At 46.8% G+C, this 21,750-nt stretch carries 18 protein-coding genes and 2 pseudogenes; 9 read left to right on the top strand and 11 right to left on the bottom strand.

What is annotated here, in order from left to right; all coding sequences use genetic code 11:
• Positions 1–538: 538 nt before the first annotated feature.
• Both JGK20_RS20560 and nfi read right to left on the bottom strand, forming a co-directional pair.
• Positions 539–769: a KGG domain-containing protein gene (locus tag JGK20_RS20560; RefSeq protein ID WP_293149797.1), complete on the bottom strand. Its 231-nt coding sequence runs from the start codon at positions 767–769 to the stop codon at positions 539–541.
• An 835-nt stretch (positions 770–1,604) separates the two neighbouring features.
• The gene (gene nfi / locus JGK20_RS20555; RefSeq protein WP_293186801.1) at positions 1,605–2,258 is read right to left on the bottom strand and encodes a deoxyribonuclease V; all 654 of its coding nucleotides are present in this window, start codon (positions 2,256–2,258) and stop codon (positions 1,605–1,607) included.
• A 278-nt stretch (positions 2,259–2,536) separates the two neighbouring features.
• Between nfi and JGK20_RS20550 the strand changes: the two are divergent.
• The 5 genes and pseudogenes from JGK20_RS20550 to JGK20_RS20530 all read left to right on the top strand — a co-directional run.
• A pseudogene (locus JGK20_RS20550) lies at positions 2,537–2,731 on the top strand (hypothetical protein); the annotation flags it as partial.
• Positions 2,732–3,106: 375 nt separating this feature from the next.
• A pseudogene (locus tag JGK20_RS20545) lies at positions 3,107–3,563 on the top strand (RNA-guided endonuclease TnpB family protein); the annotation flags it as partial.
• 602 nt (positions 3,564–4,165) lie between these two features.
• On the top strand, positions 4,166–7,174 hold the full coding sequence (locus JGK20_RS20540; protein ID WP_293231960.1) for a bifunctional diguanylate cyclase/phosphodiesterase: 3,009 nt from the start codon (positions 4,166–4,168) through the stop codon (positions 7,172–7,174).
• A 232-nt stretch (positions 7,175–7,406) separates the two neighbouring features.
• Positions 7,407–8,285: a Uma2 family endonuclease gene (locus JGK20_RS20535; protein WP_293186799.1), complete on the top strand. Its 879-nt coding sequence runs from the start codon at positions 7,407–7,409 to the stop codon at positions 8,283–8,285.
• Between the two features lie 40 nt (positions 8,286–8,325).
• Positions 8,326–9,093 carry a Uma2 family endonuclease gene (locus tag JGK20_RS20530; protein WP_293186798.1) on the top strand — a complete coding sequence of 256 codons (768 nt, stop codon included), beginning with the start codon at positions 8,326–8,328 and terminating at the stop codon, positions 9,091–9,093.
• Positions 9,094–9,128: 35 nt separating this feature from the next.
• On the opposite strand, the gene JGK20_RS20525 is transcribed toward JGK20_RS20530, so the two are convergent.
• The 3 genes from JGK20_RS20525 to JGK20_RS20515 are packed head-to-tail and all read right to left on the bottom strand — an operon-like array spanning position 9,129 to position 13,350.
• Complete coding sequence (locus JGK20_RS20525) at positions 9,129–10,598, bottom strand: DUF1802 family protein (protein ID WP_293231958.1); 1,470 nt, start codon at positions 10,596–10,598, stop codon at positions 9,129–9,131.
• Positions 10,599–10,600: 2 nt separating this feature from the next.
• Positions 10,601–12,580 carry an ATP-binding protein gene (locus tag JGK20_RS20520; RefSeq protein ID WP_293231956.1) on the bottom strand — a complete coding sequence of 660 codons (1,980 nt, stop codon included), beginning with the start codon at positions 12,578–12,580 and terminating at the stop codon, positions 10,601–10,603.
• A gap of 47 nt (positions 12,581–12,627) precedes the next feature.
• Entirely contained in the window at positions 12,628–13,350 is a 723-nt protein-coding gene (locus JGK20_RS20515; RefSeq protein ID WP_293231954.1) for a hypothetical protein, read from the bottom strand.
• Positions 13,351–13,512: 162 nt separating this feature from the next.
• Here JGK20_RS20515 and JGK20_RS20510 point away from each other — a divergent pair, with 162 nt between their 5' ends.
• Positions 13,513–13,896 carry a hypothetical protein gene (locus tag JGK20_RS20510; protein WP_293231952.1) on the top strand — a complete coding sequence of 128 codons (384 nt, stop codon included), beginning with the start codon at positions 13,513–13,515 and terminating at the stop codon, positions 13,894–13,896.
• A 14-nt stretch (positions 13,897–13,910) separates the two neighbouring features.
• Complete coding sequence (locus JGK20_RS20505) at positions 13,911–14,390, top strand: rhodanese-like domain-containing protein (protein ID WP_293231950.1); 480 nt, start codon at positions 13,911–13,913, stop codon at positions 14,388–14,390.
• 291 nt (positions 14,391–14,681) lie between these two features.
• Here the strand turns inward: JGK20_RS20505 and JGK20_RS20500 are convergent, their stop codons facing one another.
• The 6 genes from JGK20_RS20500 to JGK20_RS20475 form a co-directional block, all read right to left on the bottom strand.
• Positions 14,682–15,149: an NUDIX domain-containing protein gene (locus tag JGK20_RS20500; protein ID WP_293186792.1), complete on the bottom strand. Its 468-nt coding sequence runs from the start codon at positions 15,147–15,149 to the stop codon at positions 14,682–14,684.
• Between the two features lie 109 nt (positions 15,150–15,258).
• On the bottom strand, positions 15,259–15,996 hold the full coding sequence (locus JGK20_RS20495) for a peptidase (protein WP_293231948.1): 738 nt from the start codon (positions 15,994–15,996) through the stop codon (positions 15,259–15,261).
• Between the two features lie 111 nt (positions 15,997–16,107).
• A complete protein-coding gene (secG, locus tag JGK20_RS20490; protein ID WP_293155559.1) occupies positions 16,108–16,347 on the bottom strand; it encodes a preprotein translocase subunit SecG in 240 nt (79 codons plus the stop codon).
• A gap of 243 nt (positions 16,348–16,590) precedes the next feature.
• Positions 16,591–18,192, bottom strand: a complete 1,602-nt coding sequence (gene gpmI / locus JGK20_RS20485) for a 2,3-bisphosphoglycerate-independent phosphoglycerate mutase (RefSeq protein ID WP_293231946.1) — start codon at positions 18,190–18,192, stop codon at positions 16,591–16,593.
• Between the two features lie 9 nt (positions 18,193–18,201).
• Complete coding sequence (locus JGK20_RS20480) at positions 18,202–18,390, bottom strand: hypothetical protein (RefSeq protein ID WP_293186789.1); 189 nt, start codon at positions 18,388–18,390, stop codon at positions 18,202–18,204.
• 220 nt (positions 18,391–18,610) lie between these two features.
• Positions 18,611–19,264, bottom strand: coding sequence for a retropepsin-like aspartic protease (locus tag JGK20_RS20475; RefSeq protein WP_293231944.1), 654 nt, complete (start codon positions 19,262–19,264; stop codon positions 18,611–18,613).
• 225 nt (positions 19,265–19,489) lie between these two features.
• On the opposite strand from JGK20_RS20475, the gene JGK20_RS20470 reads away from it, so the two are divergent.
• Positions 19,490–20,950, top strand: a complete 1,461-nt coding sequence (locus JGK20_RS20470; protein ID WP_293231942.1) for a hypothetical protein — start codon at positions 19,490–19,492, stop codon at positions 20,948–20,950.
• Complete coding sequence (locus tag JGK20_RS20465; RefSeq protein WP_293186786.1) at positions 20,950–21,732, top strand: MORN motif-containing protein; 783 nt, start codon at positions 20,950–20,952, stop codon at positions 21,730–21,732. The genes JGK20_RS20470 and JGK20_RS20465 overlap by 1 nt, the downstream gene beginning before the upstream one ends.
• Positions 21,733–21,750 lie beyond the last annotated feature (18 nt).

Genomic DNA, 21,750 nt, shown 5'->3' with positions numbered 1-21,750 from the left:
GTGGGTAGCGGGTTACTGACTAACCCTTTAAGAATTAAACTTTGGGCGGATTCATCCTCCAAAGTTTGTCCTTAAGAATCCCCGCGTCTTCAGACCGGGGAGTGTCAAAGTTTCCTGAAATATATCAAAATCTTACTTAATTTATATCCAGACTGCGGGCGGTTTCCGGGCTCGCGTGCTTGGGCCAAGAAACCAGGTTTGTGGGAGTTTTGGGTTTGGTAACGAGAAATCTACAAAGAAACCGGGTTTCTAAGAGTTTTGGGTTTGGGAACGAGAAATCTGCAAAAAAACGGGGTTTCTGAGGTCAAAAAGTGCGATCGCCAGCTATATGAGTTAACCAAATAATTCGTCTCACAAACAAAAAAGCCCCGATTTCGGGGCTTTTTGCGATCGGATTGGCTTTTATTGAGAGACAGACTGGTGTTTGCTTGCCTTGTCTAGCCCGCAAACTTGTTGACGCTCAAGATAGCTTCATAACTTCTTAAGAATCGCACAGTGACGATATTTCAGTCACTGTGTTAAATAGTCACAGACTCACTTAAGCTTCGCTTTTGCGGCTTTTCCGGCCGCCTTCGCGACCAATTTGAGCCATGTGTTCCCGATTTCTGCTGACAGCTTCGCCACCTTTTTGACCGGCTTCTCTGGCTTCTTCCGAAGTAAATTCGTGTGCAGTTCCTTTCGCGTGTGCAGCTTTTCCGCCTTTGCTAGCAATTGCACGCTGTTTTTCTGCGTCCATAGATGCGAATCCACGTTTGCTTTTCTCAGCCATGACTGTCTCCTTGTTTTTTTTGCTGATTTTTTCGATCGATCCCGCCTCACCTCCCACCGTAGTTGGGACTCCCAGCTAGCGGTGAGAGGTTAGACGGTAAATTATGAAACATCATCTGACGAATGTAAACTTTGAGTTTAAGTCGCAGGATGACTGTTTCATAATTTACAAATGTGAACTAAACATAGTTCACGCCCGGGTAGTTTAGTTCAAGCCGCCAATGTTTAAGCTGATTACTGTCTTTCAATCATTCTACAAATCCCCCAACTTTTATACCTCTTTCTCAGGTATAGTCATAAAAAAAACTCGGTAAGTAAGTGGGAAACGAGCGTGACTTTAGTCCTGAGAGGGAAACGGCTCGGCGATTTCAATCGCCTTGAATCCCCTTTCGGGGTTAGGGGGGGTATGGTTGCCACCCCTGGGGAGATATGGTTGTCTCCGAATCCCCATTTCTGGAGTAATGTTCGCCTCGACCTGGTTATAAAGGCTTGTTAGACCTGCAACACTGTAAAGCGTGACTTTAAAACTGTTTAATTGCAGATGACAGAGCCCAAAACTGGCGGATCATTTTCCGGTGTCGTGACCTGAATAACGTCTCCTCGCGATCGAGGGGTCTGGTCAGAACAGCTTGTAATTTCTTACAAGCGAGCGTGGCGTTGATTCCCTGAGTTCCTGACTCTTTAGTTCGCTGGAAGGATGGAACCGAAAGCTGATTGGCGATACACTCAGAACATTTTTCGACTTAAGGGCCACACTTCAAAAATTCAAAGTCCAAAGAGGGATGCTTTTTTGTCTTTTGACTTTTTATTTTTTTGATGCCTTCCGGGCCTGCCAGTTATCCCGATGTTAGTTGGTCTGCCGATCGAGTTGTTTCTGGCAAGCGATACCTCGGGGCGCAGTGCAGGACGTACTCGATCGCACTTATCAAGTTTACCTTATGACCGATCGATACATAAATCGGTTTTATCCCTGTTTGCGTCCTTAACGCTGCGCCTACCGTTGATCCCTCGTGCAGCAAAGGCTGCCAACAGCCCCGCTCGAACCCTACTTCTGAATGTTCTCCGATAAATCTAGTTTTGGCAACTCCGATCGTCGCAATTCCTGTCAAAACTCCCAAATGGCACGCCAGACCGAACCTGCGGGGGTGAGCTAGTCCTTGACCGTCGCATAATATCAAGTCTGGTCTCAAACTGATATTTTGTAAAGCGTCGAGGACTGCCGGCACTTCTCGAAAAGACAGGAAACCGGGAACGTAAGGAAAAGCTGTAGGACTGCGAACCACAGACTGCTGCTGTAATTGCAAGTCTGGAAAGCTCAAAACTGTTACAGCGGCCCGCGATACGCCTTCTGCACTGTCGTAGCCGACATCTACGCCTGCGACGTACCGAACTGGCGACCGTAGATTTTCGGTAATTACCTCTGACCGGAGAACATCTTGAATGACGATCGCCTCTTCAATTGTCTTCGGCCAAGGGTGTTGCTGCAACATTAGATATCTTTTTTCAACCGTTCTCATCTAACCTTAGCTTATTTTCTGCCATTTTCAAATTCTAATTTTTAACATTTGTCGCTATAAATTCAAAACTTGCCCAAGGAGTCTTTTTTTATACTCGCTTTGGGTTGGGTAAGTCCCACCAATGCCCCTTCTCTAGCAGATTTTGAAGGAGGAAGGAAGAGTTGACTGTTGACTGTTGACTGTTGACTGTTGACTGTTGACTGTTGACAGAAGTCCGATGGAAGTCGGAGGAAGGACGAAAAGCAGTTCAGTATGATAGAGATATTAATGCTGCAATAAATATTAGAAATGAAGGTTTGCGAATTCTGGCGTTAGGAACTAGCGCGAATGCCCTTGGAGGGGATGTAAGACGAAAATCTTCAGGACGTAAAAAATCTATGAAAGTTGAGGCAATCCCCATTGAATTGGGAAGCCTACACGCTTACCGCCAGGAAGCGTGTAGGTAGTTCACAGTTAAAAAAGCAACCCAAGATGCTCAAGCCCAAATTAACCGGGCTCTCATAGCAAGCAGAAGCTCAACGGTTGCAGCGACAAACTTTAACTATAGCCTTTCTCAAAAAGATGAGGTATAATTGACAGCTTATATAACCACCCAGACGTATAGAGCCTTCTTCCCAACAACGTCCGCGAATATGAGAGCTAGATCCGCTATACCTCGCCGGGAAGTCCCCCGCTATATACAGTAATCCTAAGCACTTAGCCAAGCATGAAAAAAATCTCGACGGGCTAGAAGCCCATCCCACAAAAATCTTTTTTCTTGTGGGATGGGCTTCTAGCCCGTCCCAAAATTTGGTTAAAAGGATTTTTGCAAGAGGTCTACTGTAGCTAAAGTGTACGCTCGGGTAGCTAAATCCCGTCAAGTTTTTTTGCATAAGTTATCAAGAAAACTCGTCAACGAAAACCAAGTTGTCGTAGTAGAAAATCTTAATGTCAAAGGCATGGTACGCAACCACAATTTAGCTAAAGCAATATCTGATGCTGGATGGGGAACTTTTACTAATTTCTTAGCTTACAAGCTAGAGAAAAAAGGTGGGAAGTTAGTAGGAATTGACCGATGGTTCCCCAGTTCTAAACTTTGCTCTAGCTGTTATTACCAAATTGATAAGTTGCCACTTGATATTAGAGAGTGGACTTGTCCCAATTGCGGCACTCGTCACAATCGCGATGGTAATGCAGCAACAAATATTAGAGCAGAAGGTATCAGAATGCTACAAACGGATGGAACAGCCGTTTCTGAAGAGCGGAGGGGAAGTAAGACCAACGAAAGGACGTAAGTCAGTTCGCTCGGCATTCCCCCGCGATGTTAGAAGCCTGCACTATAATCGCTTCGATAAGCGTGCGGGTATTTCAACTCCCGAAATTTTGCACTACTCAAGCGATCGAAAAATGGAACGGTCAGTTTCCGACAGTAATGGGGAGCAACGAGGCTCTACCCTTGATTAATATTACCAGAAAGAATTGGTTGAAAGCCTCTCCCTGCTCGGGAGAAATTAAAATCAAACTATTCATTACTCCAATCCTCTTCCTTCTAGGTAGAGGTCGCTCTCAAACTGTCAACTGTCAACTGTCAACTGTCAACTGTTGAAGCCTGGTCAATCTGCGACTCCTGGTAAATAAGTTGCTGCACATCCTGATTGACGGAGTGCGGGGAGAGGGGGAGAGGGGGAGAGGGTGAGAGGAATTGAGGGTTTTTCACTCTTGGCACTGAAGATGCGCTTTTTGTAAATGCCGACACAGCAAGCGCAGAAAATACAACTAGCAACTAACCTGAAATCCCGCTTAGTTAAAGGCAAAGATGCAATCTACGTTCGTGAGTCCTGAAAAACGTTAAAGTAAGAAGCAACTCGGAAATTGCAAAGGTTGGCTTGAAAGTTTGGCTGATGGGAAATCGGGATAACCAGTCAATTTATAATTTAGATGAAGTGGGGGACGTAGCCGATCGCGATACGGCTTCTGAAGCACTGTGGCTGCGCGATCGAGCTTTGGCTGCTACTACCAGCGGTATTATTATTGCTGACGCCAAGGCACCCGACTGTCCCATAATTTATTGCAATCCAGCATTTGAAAGGATCACAGGCTACTGCGCCGGTGAAGTCTTGGGGCGCAACTGCCGATTTTTGCAAGGCCCGGATACCGATCGCACTACAGTAGCTAAAATCCGCGAAGCCTTGCGCGAAGGCATAGCATTGCAGGTGACAATCAAAAATTATCGCAAAGACGGCACTCCTTTTTGGAACAAATTGTCGCTATCTCCCGTGCGAGACGACAGCGGTAATTTGACTCACTTCGTCGGAACTCAGTCCGACTTATCGGAACGCATCGAAGTGCAGGAAGCTTTGCAGCAAGCAAACGACCAACTGCAAACGATTTTGGAAGCAGTTCCGGGCATAGTATCTTGGATTAGCTCGGATTTGCGCTATTTGGGCGTCAACCACCACTTAGCTAAACTGCACGGTTTGTCGCCGTCGGCCTTTGTCGGTCAAGATATCGGTTTTCTGGGCGCTAGCTTGGATTTTTACTCTTTTGTGGTGGATTTTTTTGCCTGCGAGGCTACGGAAGCGGTTAAAGAACTCAGCGCTAAGGTGAAAACGGAGGGCGGACAGTCGGCGGGATATTATTTGATTGTGGCTCAAAAGTACGATCGGGGGAATGCAGCTTGTCTGGTAGGGATTGATATTACCGAGCGCAAGCGGGCAGAAGAAGCTCTGGTGCTGACTCGCAAGGCGGTGGAAAGTTCGAGCGACGCGATCGGCATCAGCGATGCCAACGGCACTCACATCTATCAAAATCAAGCGTTTTCTCAGCTATTTGAATGGGAAACGGCAGAGGAATTTAAACTCGCAGGAGGTATACCGGCAGTTTTTGCTGACCCCGCAGTCGCCTGCGAGGTTCTCGATACGATCGCCAGAGGTTATTCTTGGTCTGGTGAAATTACCAACCGCACAAAAAGCGACAAAATTTTGCAAGTGCTGCTGCGGGCCGATGCGATTAAAGACCCCACGGGGAAAATTGTCGGTCTGATTTACATGAATACCGACATTACCGATCGCAAGCGCACGGAACAAGAACTGCGACAAAGCGAAAAGCGTTTTCGATCGCTAATTGAAAATGCCAGAGACATTATTGTAATTCTCGACGACAAAGGCTTTTGCCGCTATGTCTCTCCTTCCGCCGAGCGGATTTTGGGCTACCCGACGGCGGAAGTCCTCGGCCGGTCTGTCTTTGACTTGATTCACCCCGATGAATTGCCAATGGTGGATCAAGTGTTCAAAGGTGTCATCCAAATGCCGAGAGTTGGGCTGGGATTGGCGGAATACCGGGTGCGACACAAGCAGGGTTTCTGGTGCGTGTTGGAAGCGGTGGCGACGAATTTGCTCTCGGAACCTTCGGTGCGGGGAATTGTCGTCAACTGTCACGATGTAACTGAACGCAAGGCGGCTGAAGACCAATTGTTGCACGATGCTTTGCACGACGCGCTGACGGAGTTGCCCAACCGCGCTTTGTTGACTGACAGGTTGGGCCAAGCTTTTGCACGCGTCAAACGGCATCCGAACTATCAATTTGCGGTGCTATTTCTCGATTTGGACAGGTTTAAGGTGATTAATGACAGCCAGGGACACCGCACGGGCGATCGGCTGTTGGTGGCTGTGGGCCGCCGTCTGTTGACTTGTTTGCGCCCAGGAGATACGGTGGCACGTCTGGGGGGAGATGAGTTTGTGATTTTGCTGGAGGAAATTCAAGGTGTGGATGAAGCGATCGCCCAAGCAAAGGGAATTCTGAAGGCGATCGAACGACCGCTATATTTAGAAGGTCATAAAGTTTTAATTACTGCTAGCATCGGGATTGCTATGAGTACCGACAAATATCAGTGGCCTGGAGATATTTTGCGCGATGCTGATATTGCGATGTACCGGGCAAAAGCTCTCGGTAAAGCTCGTTACGAAGTGTTTACGAGTGCAATGCACACTCGGGCTGTGGCTTTGATGCACTTAGAAAACGATTTGCGGCAGTCGATTGAAGAACTGAATTTGACATATTCGATTGTGGATTTCCCAGGTGGGGCGGCGGGGGAAAACTCGCCTGTATGTGAAATCGACTGGAAGTTGGAGCGCACGAAATCACAATTGGCTCCTCTTAAATTGGAATGTCCTTTTACTGTTTATTATCAGCCGATAGTTTGTTTGAAAAGCGGATCGGCGATCGGATTTGAGGCGCTGGTGCGCTGGCTGCACCCGGAACGCGGTTTAGTTTCCCCGATGGAATTTATTGCGATGGCGGAGGAAACTGGGTTAATTATGCCTTTGGGTTTGTGGGTTTTGAACGAAAGCTGCCGCCAAATTATTGAGTGGCAGAGTTTGAATTTGCCTGTGGGAAATTCCCGGCTGACAGTAGCAGTGAATCTTTCGGGGAGGCAGTTTTCGGAACCGGAGTCGATCGAGCAAATCAAGCAAGTATTGCAGGAAACGGGTGTTGATGCTCGCTGTTTGAAGTTGGAGATTACTGAGACTGTGGTGATGGAAGATGGGGAAGCGGCGGCGGCGATGCTTTCGCAGTTAAGGGAGTTGGGGATTGGGCTGTGCATTGATGATTTTGGTACTGGTTATTCGTCTCTGAGTTATTTGCACAAATTCCCGATTAATATTTTGAAGGTCGATCGCTCTTTTGTCAGTCGCATCGGAGCAGCGGGCGAGAATTTGGAAATCGTGCGGGCGATCGTCATGCTGGCGCGCAGTTTGGGGATGGAGGTAGTCGCAGAAGGTGTCGAAACCGCCGTGCAATTGGCTCAACTGCGGGCGATCGGCTGCGAGTACGGTCAGGGGTACTTTTTCTCTAGACCTCTCAACAGTGAGGCTGCTACGGCCTTATTGAGGCGATCGCCCAAATGGTAATCCGATCTACAATAGTTAGTAGGGTGCGTCAGTCTGCAAACGCTCGATCGTCGCCCTATAACTTCACGCCTGAAAATTGGATCTGAAGCCTCCCCGTGTAGGGGGAAATCAAACAAAATGATTCATTGCTCCAATCCTCTTCTATCGATGGAAGAGGTAGCTGTCAACTGTCAACTGTCAACTGTCAACTGATGAACTGACGCACCCTACAAACTTACTCATACCAAAACCTATGTCTCAATCAATCGCCCCAGTTTTAGAAGAAAAAGAAGTTGATAATTCTCCAACTTTAACCTTTGAAGAATACAGAGTTTATCAAGGAGATCCTGATGTACAATACGAACTGTACAAAGGCAAACTAATACCAATGGCAACGGCGAGCGCATTACATACAAGCATCTGCGAATATTTGGTTTACAAGTTGCAGCGTTATCTCGCTGAACACAATCTCGATTTAGTAGTAAAAACTTCTGTAGGAGTGAGAACAGAAAATGCTACATCTTGCATTCCCGATGTACTTGTCTGCACTCAAAGTTTGTGGGAACAAATACTTGCCCAGCCTGGTTCAGGCATCCTTGACTTAGGAGAAACACCGCTATTAGTAGTAGAGGTAGTGAGTGAAAATCGACGGGCAGATTACATGATTAAACGAGCACAGTATGAATTAGCGAATGTGCCAGAATATTGCATTGTTGACCCTAAATGTGGGAAGCAAAAAATCAGAATCTTAGCATTTATTGAAGGTGAAGATGGTTACACGCATACAGATTTCTTTCCGGGTGAGGAAATTATATCTGTAGTATTTCCAGATTTGGTTTTATCAGTGGATGAAATACTGAATCCACCATTGGTGGAGGAGTTAGTGAAGGCAGAACGAGTTCGATTACAGGAATCACAGCAACAAGCTGTAATGGAACGTCAACGCGCTGATGAGGAGCGTCAACGCGCTGATGAGCAGCGTCAACGCGCTGATGAGGAGCGTCAACGCGCTGATGAGGAGCGTCAACTCGCCCAGCAGCAGAGTCAACGCGCTCAAGAGGAATGTCAACGTGCTGACAAATTGTCAGCGAGGTTGCGGGAATTGGGAGTAGATCCTGATACTGTCATTTAAATTTAATTTAATCATAAATACTCGCTGAGGTCACAAAGATATGTCTCAATCAATCACGCCAGTTTTGACAGACCAACAAGTTGATGATTCACCCACATTAACCTTTGAAGAATACCGATTTTATAAAGTCGATGACGAGGTAAAACATGAACTGCACAGAGGTGAATTAATACCAATAGCAATGCCTACAATTCTACACATAAATATTTGTGAGTATTTGGTTTATAAATTGCAGCGTCACCTAGCTGAAAACAATCTTGATTTAGTAGTCAAAAGAAATTTGGGAGTCAGAACCGAAGAAAGTTCATCCCGCATCCCTGATATAGTTGTTTGCACTCAAAGTCTTTTAGAACAAGTTGCTGCTCGACCCGGAGGGGCCGTCCTTGACTTTGATGAAACGCCTTTATTATTAATAGAAGTCGTTGGCAAAGATCGACGCGCAGATTATATACTTAAACGAGGAGAGTACGAACAAGCTAACGTGCCGGAATATTGCATAGTTGATCCGACAGAAAACAGACAGCGGGTGCGAGTTATAGCAGTTCCCGAAGGTGATGAGGTTTATTCACAGGTAGATTACTTGCCGGGTGAGGACATAGTATCTGTAGTATTTCCTAATTTGAGATTATCAGTGGATGAAATACTGTCTCCGCCATTGGTGGAAAGGTTAATTAAAGAAGAACAAAGGCGGTTGCAGGAACTTAAACAAGCTGCAATGGAACGTCTAGATTTTCAAGAGGAACGTCAGCGCGTTGAAAAATTGGCGGCTAAGTTGCGGGAGTTGGGAGTAGATCCTGATACTGTTTAAAGAGTTGAAATAGTGGCAATAGCCTCAATTCTACCTCAATCATCTAATAACAAATCACGCAGGAAATAAAAGCGATCGCGCCCCAAACTATCTCCTTTAATTCGCCCTGCATAACCTGTCAGCGGAGAAGAAAGTTCTACTAAAATTTCGTGCAACTCTTCACGGGACAATTGCTTGGGTGGGTTAGACATTGAAAACGCACCGCTCAAAGAATCAACGCTGGCTCTTTTAGAACCTGTAGTTTCTAAATACTTTTTCAGAATAGAAAGAACGTGCGATCGCACTTTAAGCTTTTCTCGCACGTCGTCAATATAGCGATTAACCTTAGCATCGGCTTCCTCACCAAATGGCTGTTGTTCCAAACAAGGCTTTAACTGTAATAAATCGATCGAACCTGGTTGCTTAGCTTTCAGTTCAACTAATCTTTGCAATGTTTCCGGGCGAATTACATTCATTTTACTACCAATAGCTGCTTGATTAGCTGGATTAGTTAAAGGCCCAGCAGCCAAAATAATTTTAACCGATCGATCGAACCTATCTTGACCCAAGTGAGTCAAACCTAAATGAATTAGTTGAGCGGTGACACTATTGGGTACACTTTCATGTTTGCTAGCTTTGCACTCTCCCGCTACTGGATAGGGAGTCTCGCAATAAAAGTCCAAACCACCAGCGCCGCCTGTTGATTCTGGATTGAGACTAGCTCTAGGATTAGTGTTAGAATTGGCAAATCCTAGCTTGACTAAACTTTGGCGGACTAATTTTTCAAATGTATTACCGTCGCTAGAATTGCCGATTTGTGCGATCGTTTTAATCCAATCTAAATCTGGATCGGGTTTTGTTGTTGGTAAATTTTCCGACCAACCTAGAAATATTTTGATTTCTTCATCTAGTTGTTTGGCTTTTGGGTTGGTGGTGGATAAATGCACTAATGCACTTTGCAACTCTTCCAATTCTGGATGTTCAGGAAGCTCTAGTTTTTCCAGCTTTTGACGGCGTTTAGCAAAGATAGACTCGCTCAACACAGGCGTTGAATCAGTAACATTTAGGGATTTTGACAAAGATACAAAATTGCCACTAGATTGCACTGGTATTTCAAACGGCTGAGGTAGCAGATAAACCCGCAGGTAAGCTACAAAAATAAAAGGACGCTGCTGGAGAATTTGCTCTAATGCCTTTGTTTTCCAGACTGTTAATCGCGACAAAGCCTCTAATGATTCAGGCTCATTCACCATTTGGCACAATTCGCACTTCGCCCAAGCTTTGATCGAAACTTTATCTGAATTTAACTGAGCAAGTGCCTTTTGAGCAATGGGCAAAAAGTGCGATCGATAATGTCGATCGCCAGATAGCAAATCAACCGAAAGATTGGCTGGATACAAAGCAAATGTCCGCCCCGGATTCAGAAACATCCGAGGCATAGCTACAATCATTCGTCCTTGGATTAAAGCCTCAATATCTGGGTTTGGTAAAGCCAGAGCTGTTTGAAGCAAAATTGATTTGCTCATTGTTAACTAAATAGGTCACTTAGATCTCCATCATCTGTATCATCACTGCTGGGAGGGTTGAAAATGTCTTCTAAAAGTAGGTTTTCATCTTCATCGTCAACCGCAGGCATTTCACCGGAAGGATCGCTCAAAATTTCCCGCAATAAAAGATTCTCAAAAGTGAGCTGTTTCTGAGATATGAAATCCCAAACTTGGTCTTCTGTTAAATTGTAATCTCGGCATTTTTTACAAACAGCACGGACAGCGAGTAATGGTTTGATTTGATCTTCAATCAAATACACCACCTCACCGCCTTTTTCAAATGAGACGAGTTCTTCTAGTAGCTTGTAGGCTTTAGAATTCTTCTTGATCGTCTCTATTTTTGATTGGGAACGCACTAAACAACCGCGCGTCAAATCAAAGGTTTGATAATCAATTAAGCGCTTTAATCCAGCAACTAATTCAGATTGAGAAGATTGGAGAATCGCAACACCAATCTTGATAGCTCTTCCGTTTTCAGTACCAATTATCTTGAATTTTATCCACTCCGCATTTTTTGCTTTGGGTTTAATCTCTGCGGTAATTTCATCAACTGTTACCTTGTCAATCGTCTGACCTTTCAATGTTTCAAAGCCAAAGTAAATAGCCTTAGCAATTGTGGAATTATCCTCCATATACTCTCGGATGTCTGCCTCAAGTTCCTTGGTTAAAGCCAACTCAAACCTCTCAACTGGATCTTCTGGAAGTTCAGGTACTGGAGGTATAAAAACTTGAAAATTCTCGGCACACCATGTCAAAGCTTCCCGTACCGTTGGCTTACCTCTGCCATATTCTCTCAGTTGACTTTCTTCAAATGGGTAGACCGGATGATGAGGGTTTAAATTCCTGATTTGATAAAAATCTTGTAACCACAATTGGACTAAATCGACTAAAGAATCGCCGTTCAAATATTTTAAATCGATTGGTTTCCGCTGCGTGTATGTTGAAAGTCGATCGGGTATGCCACCAGACATTACGTTAACAGTATCTGTCCACGTATACGGCATCATTACTGTGATAACAACCAAACCTTGACCGAGTTCTGAGTGTTCGAGAGTATCGTACAAACGCTTAACTAGATCGGCAATTACCTGGGGTGTTGTCAAGCCATCATCTCTACAACTTGTATTTACATCTATTTCATCAAAACAAATGATTACAGGACTGTAGTAACTCACCAAATTCAAAATTTGCTGGATGTTATTCAGAGATTCGGCTTCTCTGTCCTGATTAGTCTTCCCAGAATTAGCGGGCAATCCTAGTTCCTCAGCTTTAGATTTATCTAACTCTTCACCTGATAACCATTTGATAGCAAAAGGTGTTTCAGCTTCTGATAACGTCCACAAAACAGCTCGAACAATATAAGGGTCTGCCTTTGATTTTGTTTTGAGAACTTGCTTAGTGAGGGTGTTCATTAAATTTTTATTTTTTGTAGCCCAGCTAGCACACACTCTGTCAAATCGATCGAGAAGTTCTTGAGGAGAAAGATTCGGTGTAGCAGAATTGATAGCTTTGAAACCTTCGTTTGCCATTGCTGAGGCTATTTCCTGCCATTGCATGACACCTTGACTGCCTGTATGGCTCAAACTGTTAGCTAAAGTTTGCTGAAATTGGTATTTTATCAAGTTTAAGTCGGTGTAATTATTAACACTGGCATAAACGAACAAAGCACCTCCATTAGTTTCTAGTCTGTGGCGAGTGCGGCTCAAAATGTGGCTTTTCCCCACTCCTTGTTGAGCTGTCAATACCAGTGAAGTCACTTTTTCTTGGCTCGATTGAGTAGTCTGTACTTTTTCAACCGCCTGAAAAATGGCATCGGAAGCGTGAGCATTTAGAGTCGGAATATCGGGGAAGCCTTTTCCCCAAATATCTTGTTCTTTGACAATTCCAGCTTTGCTAAAGGGATTGTGATTTTGGATGGCAGCATTGAGAGCTTCTATCGGAGAAACTGATATATTGTTCATGGCGATCGGGTGTGAGGTAACGAACTACAAAAAGATTGAGGGCAATTTTATGAATTCAAACGCTTGGCGTAGTAACGCAATGCACCACCAGGAATGGTAATTGAGTCTTCACGTTTATCTGGGGTGATGTCTTGCGTTTCTCCTGCCATTAGCTGGAAAATATCATTAGCCTGCATTTCCAACAGCCATTCATTGAATTGCGATCGCCCTACCCTTTCCCCGATCGCCCGCCGCATCCGATAAATCGGCACTAAATCGTCTAAGTTATAATCCCGGTTCAAGCTGTCGTATACCTTCAACGCCACAGACTTAAATTCTTCATAGGATGCGATCGCCCCTGCATCCTTTTTCCCCGTCTCCACAGCAACACTCGCCGCACCATCCTGATGCCGAATCCACTTCAGCAGAGCATTTCCCAGCCGAGTACCGATTTGAGAACCATCAAACTCAAACAGAGAATCCCGACTTTTCAAGCCCTGCGCTAAAACCTCTTTCCCCTTCGCGCTCAACTCCACCCGCGTCACCCGATTTACCAGCGAATACTCGATCGCCCCAGATTCCTGCAACTGCGCCAGCACTTCCAGATACCTCTGACTCGTCTCATTAGTACGCACAATCCGCTTCGTCAAATCCCCCTTTTTAACCGGAATCTGACCGCCACCCAAATCCCACAAATTCAGCAATACCCGAACTTTCGCCTTCGCATCCCAAACCGCTTGCTCTTCCGGTGTCAAAGTTTTAGACACAGCAATTTCATTTTTCTCAGACATATCCATACCTTTAAATACCTATTGTTAGTATCAAATCTTACCAGAAATTTTGTTAAAAAACACCTCAACTTCTCAGCAAAATAGCGCGCGAGACCGCGCACAACCCATGCAAACTTCATTTTAAAATAATTGGCATTGACTAAAATTTGAGTATTTGATACAATGACTGATTGGACAATCGATCGCACTTCAAAATATCTACACTCAATAAGAGCGATCGTACATTTCCATCAAAACAATCGGAATCAACCCCACTTACCAGAAAGAATTGGTTTAAAGCCCCAAGCCCGGGAGAAATTAAAATCAGACGATTCATTATTCCAATCCTCGGACTTCCAGGTAGAGCTCGCCCTCCGAAGTCAACTGTCAACTGTCAACTGTCAACTGTCAACTGAAAACTTAGCAACCTCAGCAAATATAGCGCTCCGAACCACAGTCAACCACGAGCAATTCAGATTAACTGCGACTTTAGTTCAATCCCCAATTCAGCCTTTAGAAAGACGAATTCAACCGAAACATCTTGTTACATTGCAATCAAAGCATTGAAGAGAATTTTACCCATGAAAACTATTCCAGACCAAATTGCAGACATCAAAGAAAAACTGCCAGATTTGACTCCCACCCCTCCCAGTTTAAAAGCCCAAGTATCCAGCCACGACCTCAAAGCCCGCTTAGATTGGGGCGAACCCGGACTCACAATCATCGATACCCGCGACTTTGAAAGCTTCGATAAAAGTCGCATTACCGGCGCCGTACCAATGCCAATAGACGAATTAGTCGATCGAGCAAAAGCCAGCCTAGAACCCGTTCGCGACATCTACATCTACGCCGAAACCGACGAACAAACAGCAGAAGCCGCCAATCTTCTGCGCGCAGCAGGCTTTAGAAAAGTCGCCGAACTAAAAGGCGGAATTCCAGCTTGGAAAGCCATCGACGGCCCCATCGACGGCGCTCTAGAACACGGTAATCCAGGCCCCGCCGCCTACAATGTTTTCGCTCGCCTGCAACATCACGCCAAAGCCCAGAAAATTAACAAATAATCTCACAGAAAACCTAGATACCCGACTTCTTGAAGAAGTCGGGTATCTAACAGAACAATTTGTTTGTAGTAATAACTTCAGTGGGTGCATCTCATTTTGGCGAATATATCCGTAGGGGCGAAGCATGACCGCAGAAAATAGGAGATTATAACTAATAACTTATATGCGGTCATGCTTCGCCCTCTTCAAAAGTGAGATGCACCCACTTCAGTCCTTAGCGAATAAAAGTTTTAAGATAGGACTAAAGTCCTTACTACAAACTTAATTATGGGTAGATAAGGAGATTTGATATTAACTCTTTTTTTTGCCGTCCAAAAAAGCTTTAACTTCCCTCAAGATTTGCCGATTCCCATCAAAAGTAATCTGCTTGACTGCATCCTCAAAAGAACTCCAAGCATGATTCTGAACTTCCTCTACTTGCAACTGAACTTCCATTGAATTTACAAAAGCCAAAAAGTAAGTAACAGTCTTTTCAATTGATTCCCCTTCCTTAGCAGAGGAATAATGTTGCACAGAACTAGGCTTCCCTTCCTTAACAAAGGAATAACTTTCCACAAAACTAGGCTCCTCAACCACTTCACAATCGCGGATGCCAGTTTCCTCCTCAAACTCCCGCTTCGCCGTTTCTAGCGCAGATTCCCCCGGATTCGCGTGACCTTTAGGAAACGCCCAATGTCCGGCTTGATGTTGAATCAACAAAAACAAACTATCAGTTTCAGTCGCAAAAACTGGCACAATGCCAAAAGCTTCATCTTTCATATTTTTTCTCTTTGCTATTAATAACTAATCGGAATCTTCTCTTAGTCCACGCAGGTGGACTTCGTTTGTGTAGACGCGATTTCCAATCGCCGGGAATTTGTGGTTTAAACTATAATTCCCATCCCAACCGAGTTGGCTGTTCGTAAAGCCGCTTCAAAGTATTAACATCCCTCGCAGAAATAGCCGGAGGATTCCGCACCTGAGAAAAATAAAGCACATCAGTTTCCAGCAAACTGTGGCCCCAAATTCCCAAAGCGTGCCCCAACTCATGCCGCGCCGTCGCCGGAACATACTTACCCACTTGATTCGGATTCAAATAAACCGCAAACCGATGAGATAAAACTGTTTTATCCCCATCCCGACGATTGTACAACTCATAGGTAGATTCCCCCGATCGCGATCGCAAAAGCCCTTGACGCAAAGGCGGAGCCTGACGTAAAATTCTAATATCAGCCGCCTCAGAACTATCCACGACTTGCAAAGGCAAATAAACCCCCCATTCCCGCACAACACCCAACACCGCTGCTATCCATTCTTCAGACTTATTCCCCTCAACCGGACGCTCCACATACACCTGAATCGGGAACTTCGACCATAGCAAATGACCGACATTTGGCTGTTTAATGCGATCGAAATAATCGCCGCTATCACTTGAATCTTGCCAATTTTCCAGCATTTGCGGCAAAGGGTGAACCCGTGGAGAGGGCCAAGTATTCGGGAGAGGAGAAAGAGAAAAACTCGCCGCCGGAGCATTAACCTGAGTAAAAATTATGAGACTAAAACAACATAAAGCCAATCCCAAACCAGCCAGCAATCGAGCTTTTATCGAAACTTTGAACAACCGCATTTTTCAGACCGCAGATACACACAAATAAACGCAGATGAATACAAATTATATCAACTTCATCTGCGTTAATCTGTGTTTATCTGCCTACATCTGCGGTTAAAAATCCTAATCTTACAACTTAGGAGTCAACCAACCAGCACTCAAAATAATAGTCAAACCCATAAACACAATAGACAGACCCCAAGTAATCCGATTGAGAGTTGTTTCCGCACTCTTAGCGCTGGTAAATAATTGAGCTTGTCCGCCAATTCCTCCAATGCCATCGCCTTTAGGACTGTGGAGCAATACAAAAACCACAAGTCCTAAAGCAGACAAAGACCAGATAACTTGTAACACAGAAACAATATTCATAATTTGGGCTAATTGGTAATTAGTAATCGGTAATTCATTATCATATCAAATTTAGTCGATCGCACACAACCGGGCAGTCGAGGCCCGATCCCCTAAATCATCCTTAAAAAGCAGGGGGGTTTTATAGTCAGGAGAGAGATAGGTACGTAGTTGGGCTTTAGCCCTCTTTGTATATATGTCTAAAGAGGGCTGAAGCCCAACTACGTACCTTGCCTAACCCTACCTACCTGTAGCCCAGACTTCCTAAAGCCGCACCCGCACCGGAGTGCGATTAGCCCGAACTTCAAATTCAGCAGCTTGAATCATAGACTTTCCAGTCATCTCCGGGGGCTGAGGCAACCTCAACAGCTCCAAAATCGTCGGCGCCACATCGGCCAAACAGCCGTCCGCCCTGAGAGCAACATTCCCTCCGTGACCTGGAATTTTCAGACCTTCGCCTTCTATTAGAATAAAGGGCACCGGGTTAGTAGTGTGAGCCGTCCAAGGATTCCCGTTCTCGTCGAACATCACCTCAGCATTTCCGTGGTCAGCAATAATAATTGCCGTTCCCCCAGCTTGGGAAATCCCGGTCAACAGCCGCCCCAAACATTTATCCACAGTTTGAACCGCAATTATCGTCGCATCCAGCATCCCCGTATGACCAACCATATCCGGGTTAGCGTAGTTAAGCACCACAAACGAATAAATCCGCTTGGACAAAGCCTCCAGCGCCACATCCGTCACCTCAGCGGCCGACATCTCCGGCGCCTCATCGTAAGTCGCCACCATCGGACTCTGCACCATTTCGCGGTCTTCCCCCTCAAAAGGCTCTTCCAGACCCCCATTAAAAAAATAAGTCACGTGAGCGTACTTTTCAGTTTCCGCTGTCCGCAACTGTCGCAAACCGTGCTTAGAAATCACCTCACCCAGAATATTGTTCAAATTCTGGGGTTCAAAAGCCACCAGTACCGACGACAGTTTGGGGTCGTACTGAGTAAAACTCGCAAAGGTCAGCGGCTCAATTAACTGCCGTTCAAAGCCCTTAAAATCTGGCGCTACAAAAGCCTGAGTCAACTCTCTAGCCCTGTCCGGTCGAAAATTGAAGAAAATCATCCCATCCCCGGATGCCACCGCTCCCGGGGCAATGCGAGTCGGAACTGCAAACTCGTCGGTTACTCCTTCAGCATAGGAGGCCTGCAACACATCAACTGCCGATCGACCATCAGGTGCGCTCTCAACCGTCATTACCTCATAAGCGCGGCTCACCCGATCCCAGCGTTTGTCTCTGTCCATCGCGTAATAGCGGCCGCTGATCGTAGCAATCCGACCCACTCCTACCTGTTTGATATAACCTTCTATCTTGCCTAAAGCTTCCACACCCTCTTTCGGAGTAGTATCGCGGCCGTCTGTAATCGCGTGGATGCAAACTTCCGAAATTCCCTGTGCTTTTGCTAGCTGTAGCAAACCCAAAATGTGACTCAGGTGCGAGTGTACCCCGCCTTCGGAACAAAGACCAGTCAGGTGCAACTTGCCGCCCCGACTCCGCACTTCCTCGCAAAGCTGAACCAGCGCCCGGTTGTCGAGCAAAGAACCGTCTTCGACAGCATCCGAGATCCGCACTAACTCTTGAGGAACCACGCGGCCGGCGCCGAGATTTAAGTGACCGACTTCCGAGTTGCCCATTTGTCCGTCTGGAAGCCCTACCGCCCGGCCCGATGTGTTAATCAGAGTTCTGGGATAAGCGGCCCAGAGACTGTCCATCACGGGTGTTTTCGCCAATGCGATCGCATTTCCGTCTTTTTCTTCACGATAACCCCAGCCATCTAGAATAATCAGCACTACAGGAGATACAGACGTTTGTGCCATGCCAATACCCTATTTACAATAATTAATTTCTCGATCGTCATTATTGCCGATTTTGCGGAACATCTTCCGCTCATATATTTTGTACAGCGGCCCAACAACACGAACAATAATTCCCCCAGCCACAGCATTTTGGAAACTAATTTCCACCCGATCGGCAAATTGTCTAATTGATTGCCTTGACTTGAACTCTGAATCCACCGTTGGATACTGTTACTCGATAGCGCCAACAGTGGCCGTGCTTTGACAGCCGGATTTTCCCGGATTGTTCAACGGTAAACTGCTCTGGAAACACTCAAAACAATACCACACTTGGTCGTATTTTGCTAGTGACTCAAGAAATAAATTAAACAGCCTTGACCGGGCTGCGAATAACTTTAACAGTATGCAAATAAAAATTGGTTTCTGAATTGTCTCAGTTTCAGCGGACATAAAACTCTACAACATCTTTTTTGATTTTCACATCGTAATTGCCAAAGAAATCGTGACCGAGGAGACCAATTTCCATTTGTTTGGCGATCGCCACTTCGACATTTTGGATGGCAGCACCCCCAACCCGAATCGATCGCACCAAACCAATGGGGAACTCGACAATGCTACCGTCAGCGATCCCCGCTCTCCCAGTGCCCACTTGCCTCACTCCCAGTGCAGTAGCCATCCGCTGAGTAATTAAAGTGCCGCTCGCCCCGGTATCGACAATCATTTCAAAAGTCTTGTTACCGTTAAATACCACATCAATCACAGGTGTCCCACCCGCGCGGCGCTTGATTTTCGCTTGAAATACCTTTTGATTCCCACCAGAGGCTGGTTGATTGGCTGGCGGTTGGGCACCAGGATTTGGGGTGCCCCTGCGAAACTGAGAATACACATTGCCACTTCTGGCTTCCGAGGCTGCTGTTAAAGTGCGATCGAGCTGCTGGGAACTCACAAGTGGCACCAATGCCATCACCTTTGTTTCTGGCTGATGTGAATGAGCATTCACATTGCCGCTTCCCACCGATCCCAGACCTACCAAAACAGCCACAGAAACAATGCCCGATCGCCAAATCCGTTTCAGAATCACTTTTGCCACCATAACCATGCCCTAATTAGTTAAATATGTGCAAGAACCACCACCATTGATATCCTAACCTGCTCTTGAAAACCCAGGGCCCGCCTCAATATCAAATCGTCCGGAAAACTTGGCAATTTAAAAGCGATCGCATACCATCAAACCAGGTAAACTGAAAAGCGGCAAATGGCAGCAACTGCAATTGCCATTTGGATCACTTAAAAGTCAGGCGTTTGGGGACGATCGGTAATGCGTAAACTTTTATATTTTGCAACTATAGGAATGCTGGCTTTCTCGATCGGGGGATGCGGCGGCGACGGGGGTGGCGACACAGCCAGTCCCACTCCTAGTCCTAGTATCAGTCCGGGTGCAACACCAGGGGCACCAGCAGCCAACGCTCCCGGAACGACCGGGGGTGTGGCAAGTCCCACACCAGGAGCTCAGACATTCCCCTCTCCAGTAGTAGCGGCCCAGCCCCCCGGCTTGATCCGATCGACAAACCCTGACGATCGCGCCAGACAAGCTCAAGCAGACATTGATGGCAAAAAGACAGCCCCAAGGGCAATTCCACAGACATCTGTCCCCGGCCAAGCAAATGACCCATTCTCAGTCCTTCCCCCTCAACCACTCAAAACAGACGGTGGCGGGACAGCGGGCAACGAACTCCCCAACCTCCCAGTCAGACAAGTTCCAAGTCTGCCCAAGCTGCCAGACGAGAGAAACCCACCTCGGTGGACGCCAGTACCGGGATCGAAAAGGGCACCGGGCGGCGGCACAGTTGCCGAACTTCCCAAAGCTCAAAGCCCCGCACAGGTGTCAAGTCTTCCCAACCTGCCGCTAACCCCCCTACCCCAATGGCGGCCGCCAATTTCAGCGCGTCCCCAAGCAGCTCCCGGGCGCCCCGGAGCGAGACCAGCAGGCTCCCCAAACGTCGCAGGAAATCCGCCGTCAATACCGGGCATTCCAGCAGGCTCAACCGGCGGCACCGGACGCCCCGGATCCAGACCGGCAGGTGCCCCAAACGTTGCGGGAAATCCGGCATCAATACCGGGAGTGCCTTCTATACCGGGCTTCCCAACAGGCAGCACCGGCGGTACCGGTACCAGACCAGGACGCCCCGGAGCCAGACCAGCAGGTTCCCCAGATATAGCAGGAGCTCCGGCATCATCAATACCGGGAGTTCCCTCTATACCGGGCTTCCCAAGAGGCACGACGGCAGGCCCCCAAGGGACGCGACGACCGGCCCAGACACCGGGACGGCCAGGAGCAACACCGGGACGCCCGCCAGCGATCGCCGCCCGCCCGCCCGGCCCGCCCCGCCCTCCCAACATTCCCAATATCGCCACCAGAGAATTGCCCGGTCTGCCCAAGCTGCCGGAATTAACACCGCCGCCCTCGTGGCAAGACCCGAATCCACCACCACCCCCCGCACCACCACCGCCACCGCCTTCGACAGACAATGCCAAAGGAGTTGAAGTTAGTGGCGTAGTCAGAGTTGGTAATGACATACTGGTAATTGTGAAAGCACCTAACGAGCCAACAAGTCGATATATCAAAGTAGGACAGCGGATTGCCAGCGGGCAGGTGCTAATCAAACGGGTTGATTTCAAATCAGGAGCCGATCCGATTGTGGTTCTAGAAGAAAACGGTGTAGAGGTTTCTAAAATTGTGGGAGAAAAATCTCCCCGAGTTGCCCAGAACCCAATTTAATGCAAAATTTAGCTCAATCCTTAGAAAAAAAATTGAGAACCGTCATGCTTCGCTCAATTAAACAACTCGGAATATTCATGTTGGTTGGCACGGGGGTAGGATGCCTCTCACTGCTAGCCAATACTAAATCGTCATTGGCGGCGCCAGCAGCAGAACAAAAGCGCCCTCCGGTTTGCGAAGGCTCTCCCCCGAACGGTAGAGTCAAGTGCAACTACGAAAATGGCGACAATTATGAAGGAACTTTCGTCAACGGCAGACCTCAGGGACAAGGAATATACGTATACTCCAAGGGCGATCGCTATGAAGGACAGTTTCGTAACGGCGTGCCCAACGGTCAAGGCACATTCCTGTTCGCCAACGATGACCGCATGGTAGGAGAGTTCCGCAACGGTCTGATCGTTAGGGGAGAAGCTATTTTTGCCACGGGCGATCGCTACAGAGGAACATTTGAAATTGTTCAACAAGTAGGTGGCAGCGCTCCAAGCAGTCAGCCACACGGTCAAGGGCAATTTATCTTTGCCACGGGCGATCGCTACGCCGGACAATTTTTCGCAGGAAACCCATTTGGTCGCGGAGTGTTTACTCGATCGGACGGCACTCGCTGCGACGGTCAGTTTTTCAACGAAAAGCTAGACGGTAAAGGTAGTTGCAGTTTCCCCAACGGCGTTCGCTACGAAGGCGAATTTCGCAAGGGATTGCCTCACGGTAGAGGCGTAATTACAGATGCTAAAGGTAGACGCTTTTCCGGAGAGTTTCGCGCAGGTAAGCGCGTTCAGCCGTAAATCTCGCTGCTAAAATTT

The sequence above is a fragment of the Microcoleus sp. PH2017_05_CCC_O_A genome (assembly GCF_020738785.1).
In the GTDB taxonomy this organism is placed as follows: Bacteria; Cyanobacteriota; Cyanobacteriia; order Cyanobacteriales; family Microcoleaceae; genus Microcoleus.
The sequence above is the reverse complement of the archived record's forward strand: the minus strand, read 5'-3'. Positions and strand labels throughout refer to the sequence as shown.

Coding starts and splice junctions, on each gene's coding strand:
- JGK20_RS20510 (WP_293231952.1), top strand. CDS start 13,513: ATGACTGATTGGACAATCGATCGCACTTCAAAATATCTACACTCAATA.
- JGK20_RS20540 (WP_293231960.1), top strand. CDS start 4,166: ATGGGAAATCGGGATAACCAGTCAATTTATAATTTAGATGAAGTGGGG.
- JGK20_RS20525 (WP_293231958.1), bottom strand. CDS start 10,598: ATGAGCAAATCAATTTTGCTTCAAACAGCTCTGGCTTTACCAAACCCA.
- JGK20_RS20515 (WP_293231954.1), bottom strand. CDS start 13,350: ATGTCTGAGAAAAATGAAATTGCTGTGTCTAAAACTTTGACACCGGAA.
- JGK20_RS20500 (WP_293186792.1), bottom strand. CDS start 15,149: ATGAAAGATGAAGCTTTTGGCATTGTGCCAGTTTTTGCGACTGAAACT.
- JGK20_RS20560 (WP_293149797.1), bottom strand. CDS start 769: ATGGCTGAGAAAAGCAAACGTGGATTCGCATCTATGGACGCAGAAAAA.
- JGK20_RS20535 (WP_293186799.1), top strand. CDS start 7,407: ATGTCTCAATCAATCGCCCCAGTTTTAGAAGAAAAAGAAGTTGATAAT.
- JGK20_RS20465 (WP_293186786.1), top strand. CDS start 20,950: ATGCAAAATTTAGCTCAATCCTTAGAAAAAAAATTGAGAACCGTCATG.
- JGK20_RS20495 (WP_293231948.1), bottom strand. CDS start 15,996: ATGCGGTTGTTCAAAGTTTCGATAAAAGCTCGATTGCTGGCTGGTTTG.
- secG (WP_293155559.1), bottom strand. CDS start 16,347: ATGAATATTGTTTCTGTGTTACAAGTTATCTGGTCTTTGTCTGCTTTA.
- JGK20_RS20520 (WP_293231956.1), bottom strand. CDS start 12,580: ATGAACAATATATCAGTTTCTCCGATAGAAGCTCTCAATGCTGCCATC.
- gpmI (WP_293231946.1), bottom strand. CDS start 18,192: ATGGCACAAACGTCTGTATCTCCTGTAGTGCTGATTATTCTAGATGGC.
- nfi (WP_293186801.1), bottom strand. CDS start 2,258: ATGTTGCAGCAACACCCTTGGCCGAAGACAATTGAAGAGGCGATCGTC.
- JGK20_RS20470 (WP_293231942.1), top strand. CDS start 19,490: ATGCGTAAACTTTTATATTTTGCAACTATAGGAATGCTGGCTTTCTCG.
- JGK20_RS20475 (WP_293231944.1), bottom strand. CDS start 19,264: ATGGTGGCAAAAGTGATTCTGAAACGGATTTGGCGATCGGGCATTGTT.
- JGK20_RS20505 (WP_293231950.1), top strand. CDS start 13,911: ATGAAAACTATTCCAGACCAAATTGCAGACATCAAAGAAAAACTGCCA.
- JGK20_RS20530 (WP_293186798.1), top strand. CDS start 8,326: ATGTCTCAATCAATCACGCCAGTTTTGACAGACCAACAAGTTGATGAT.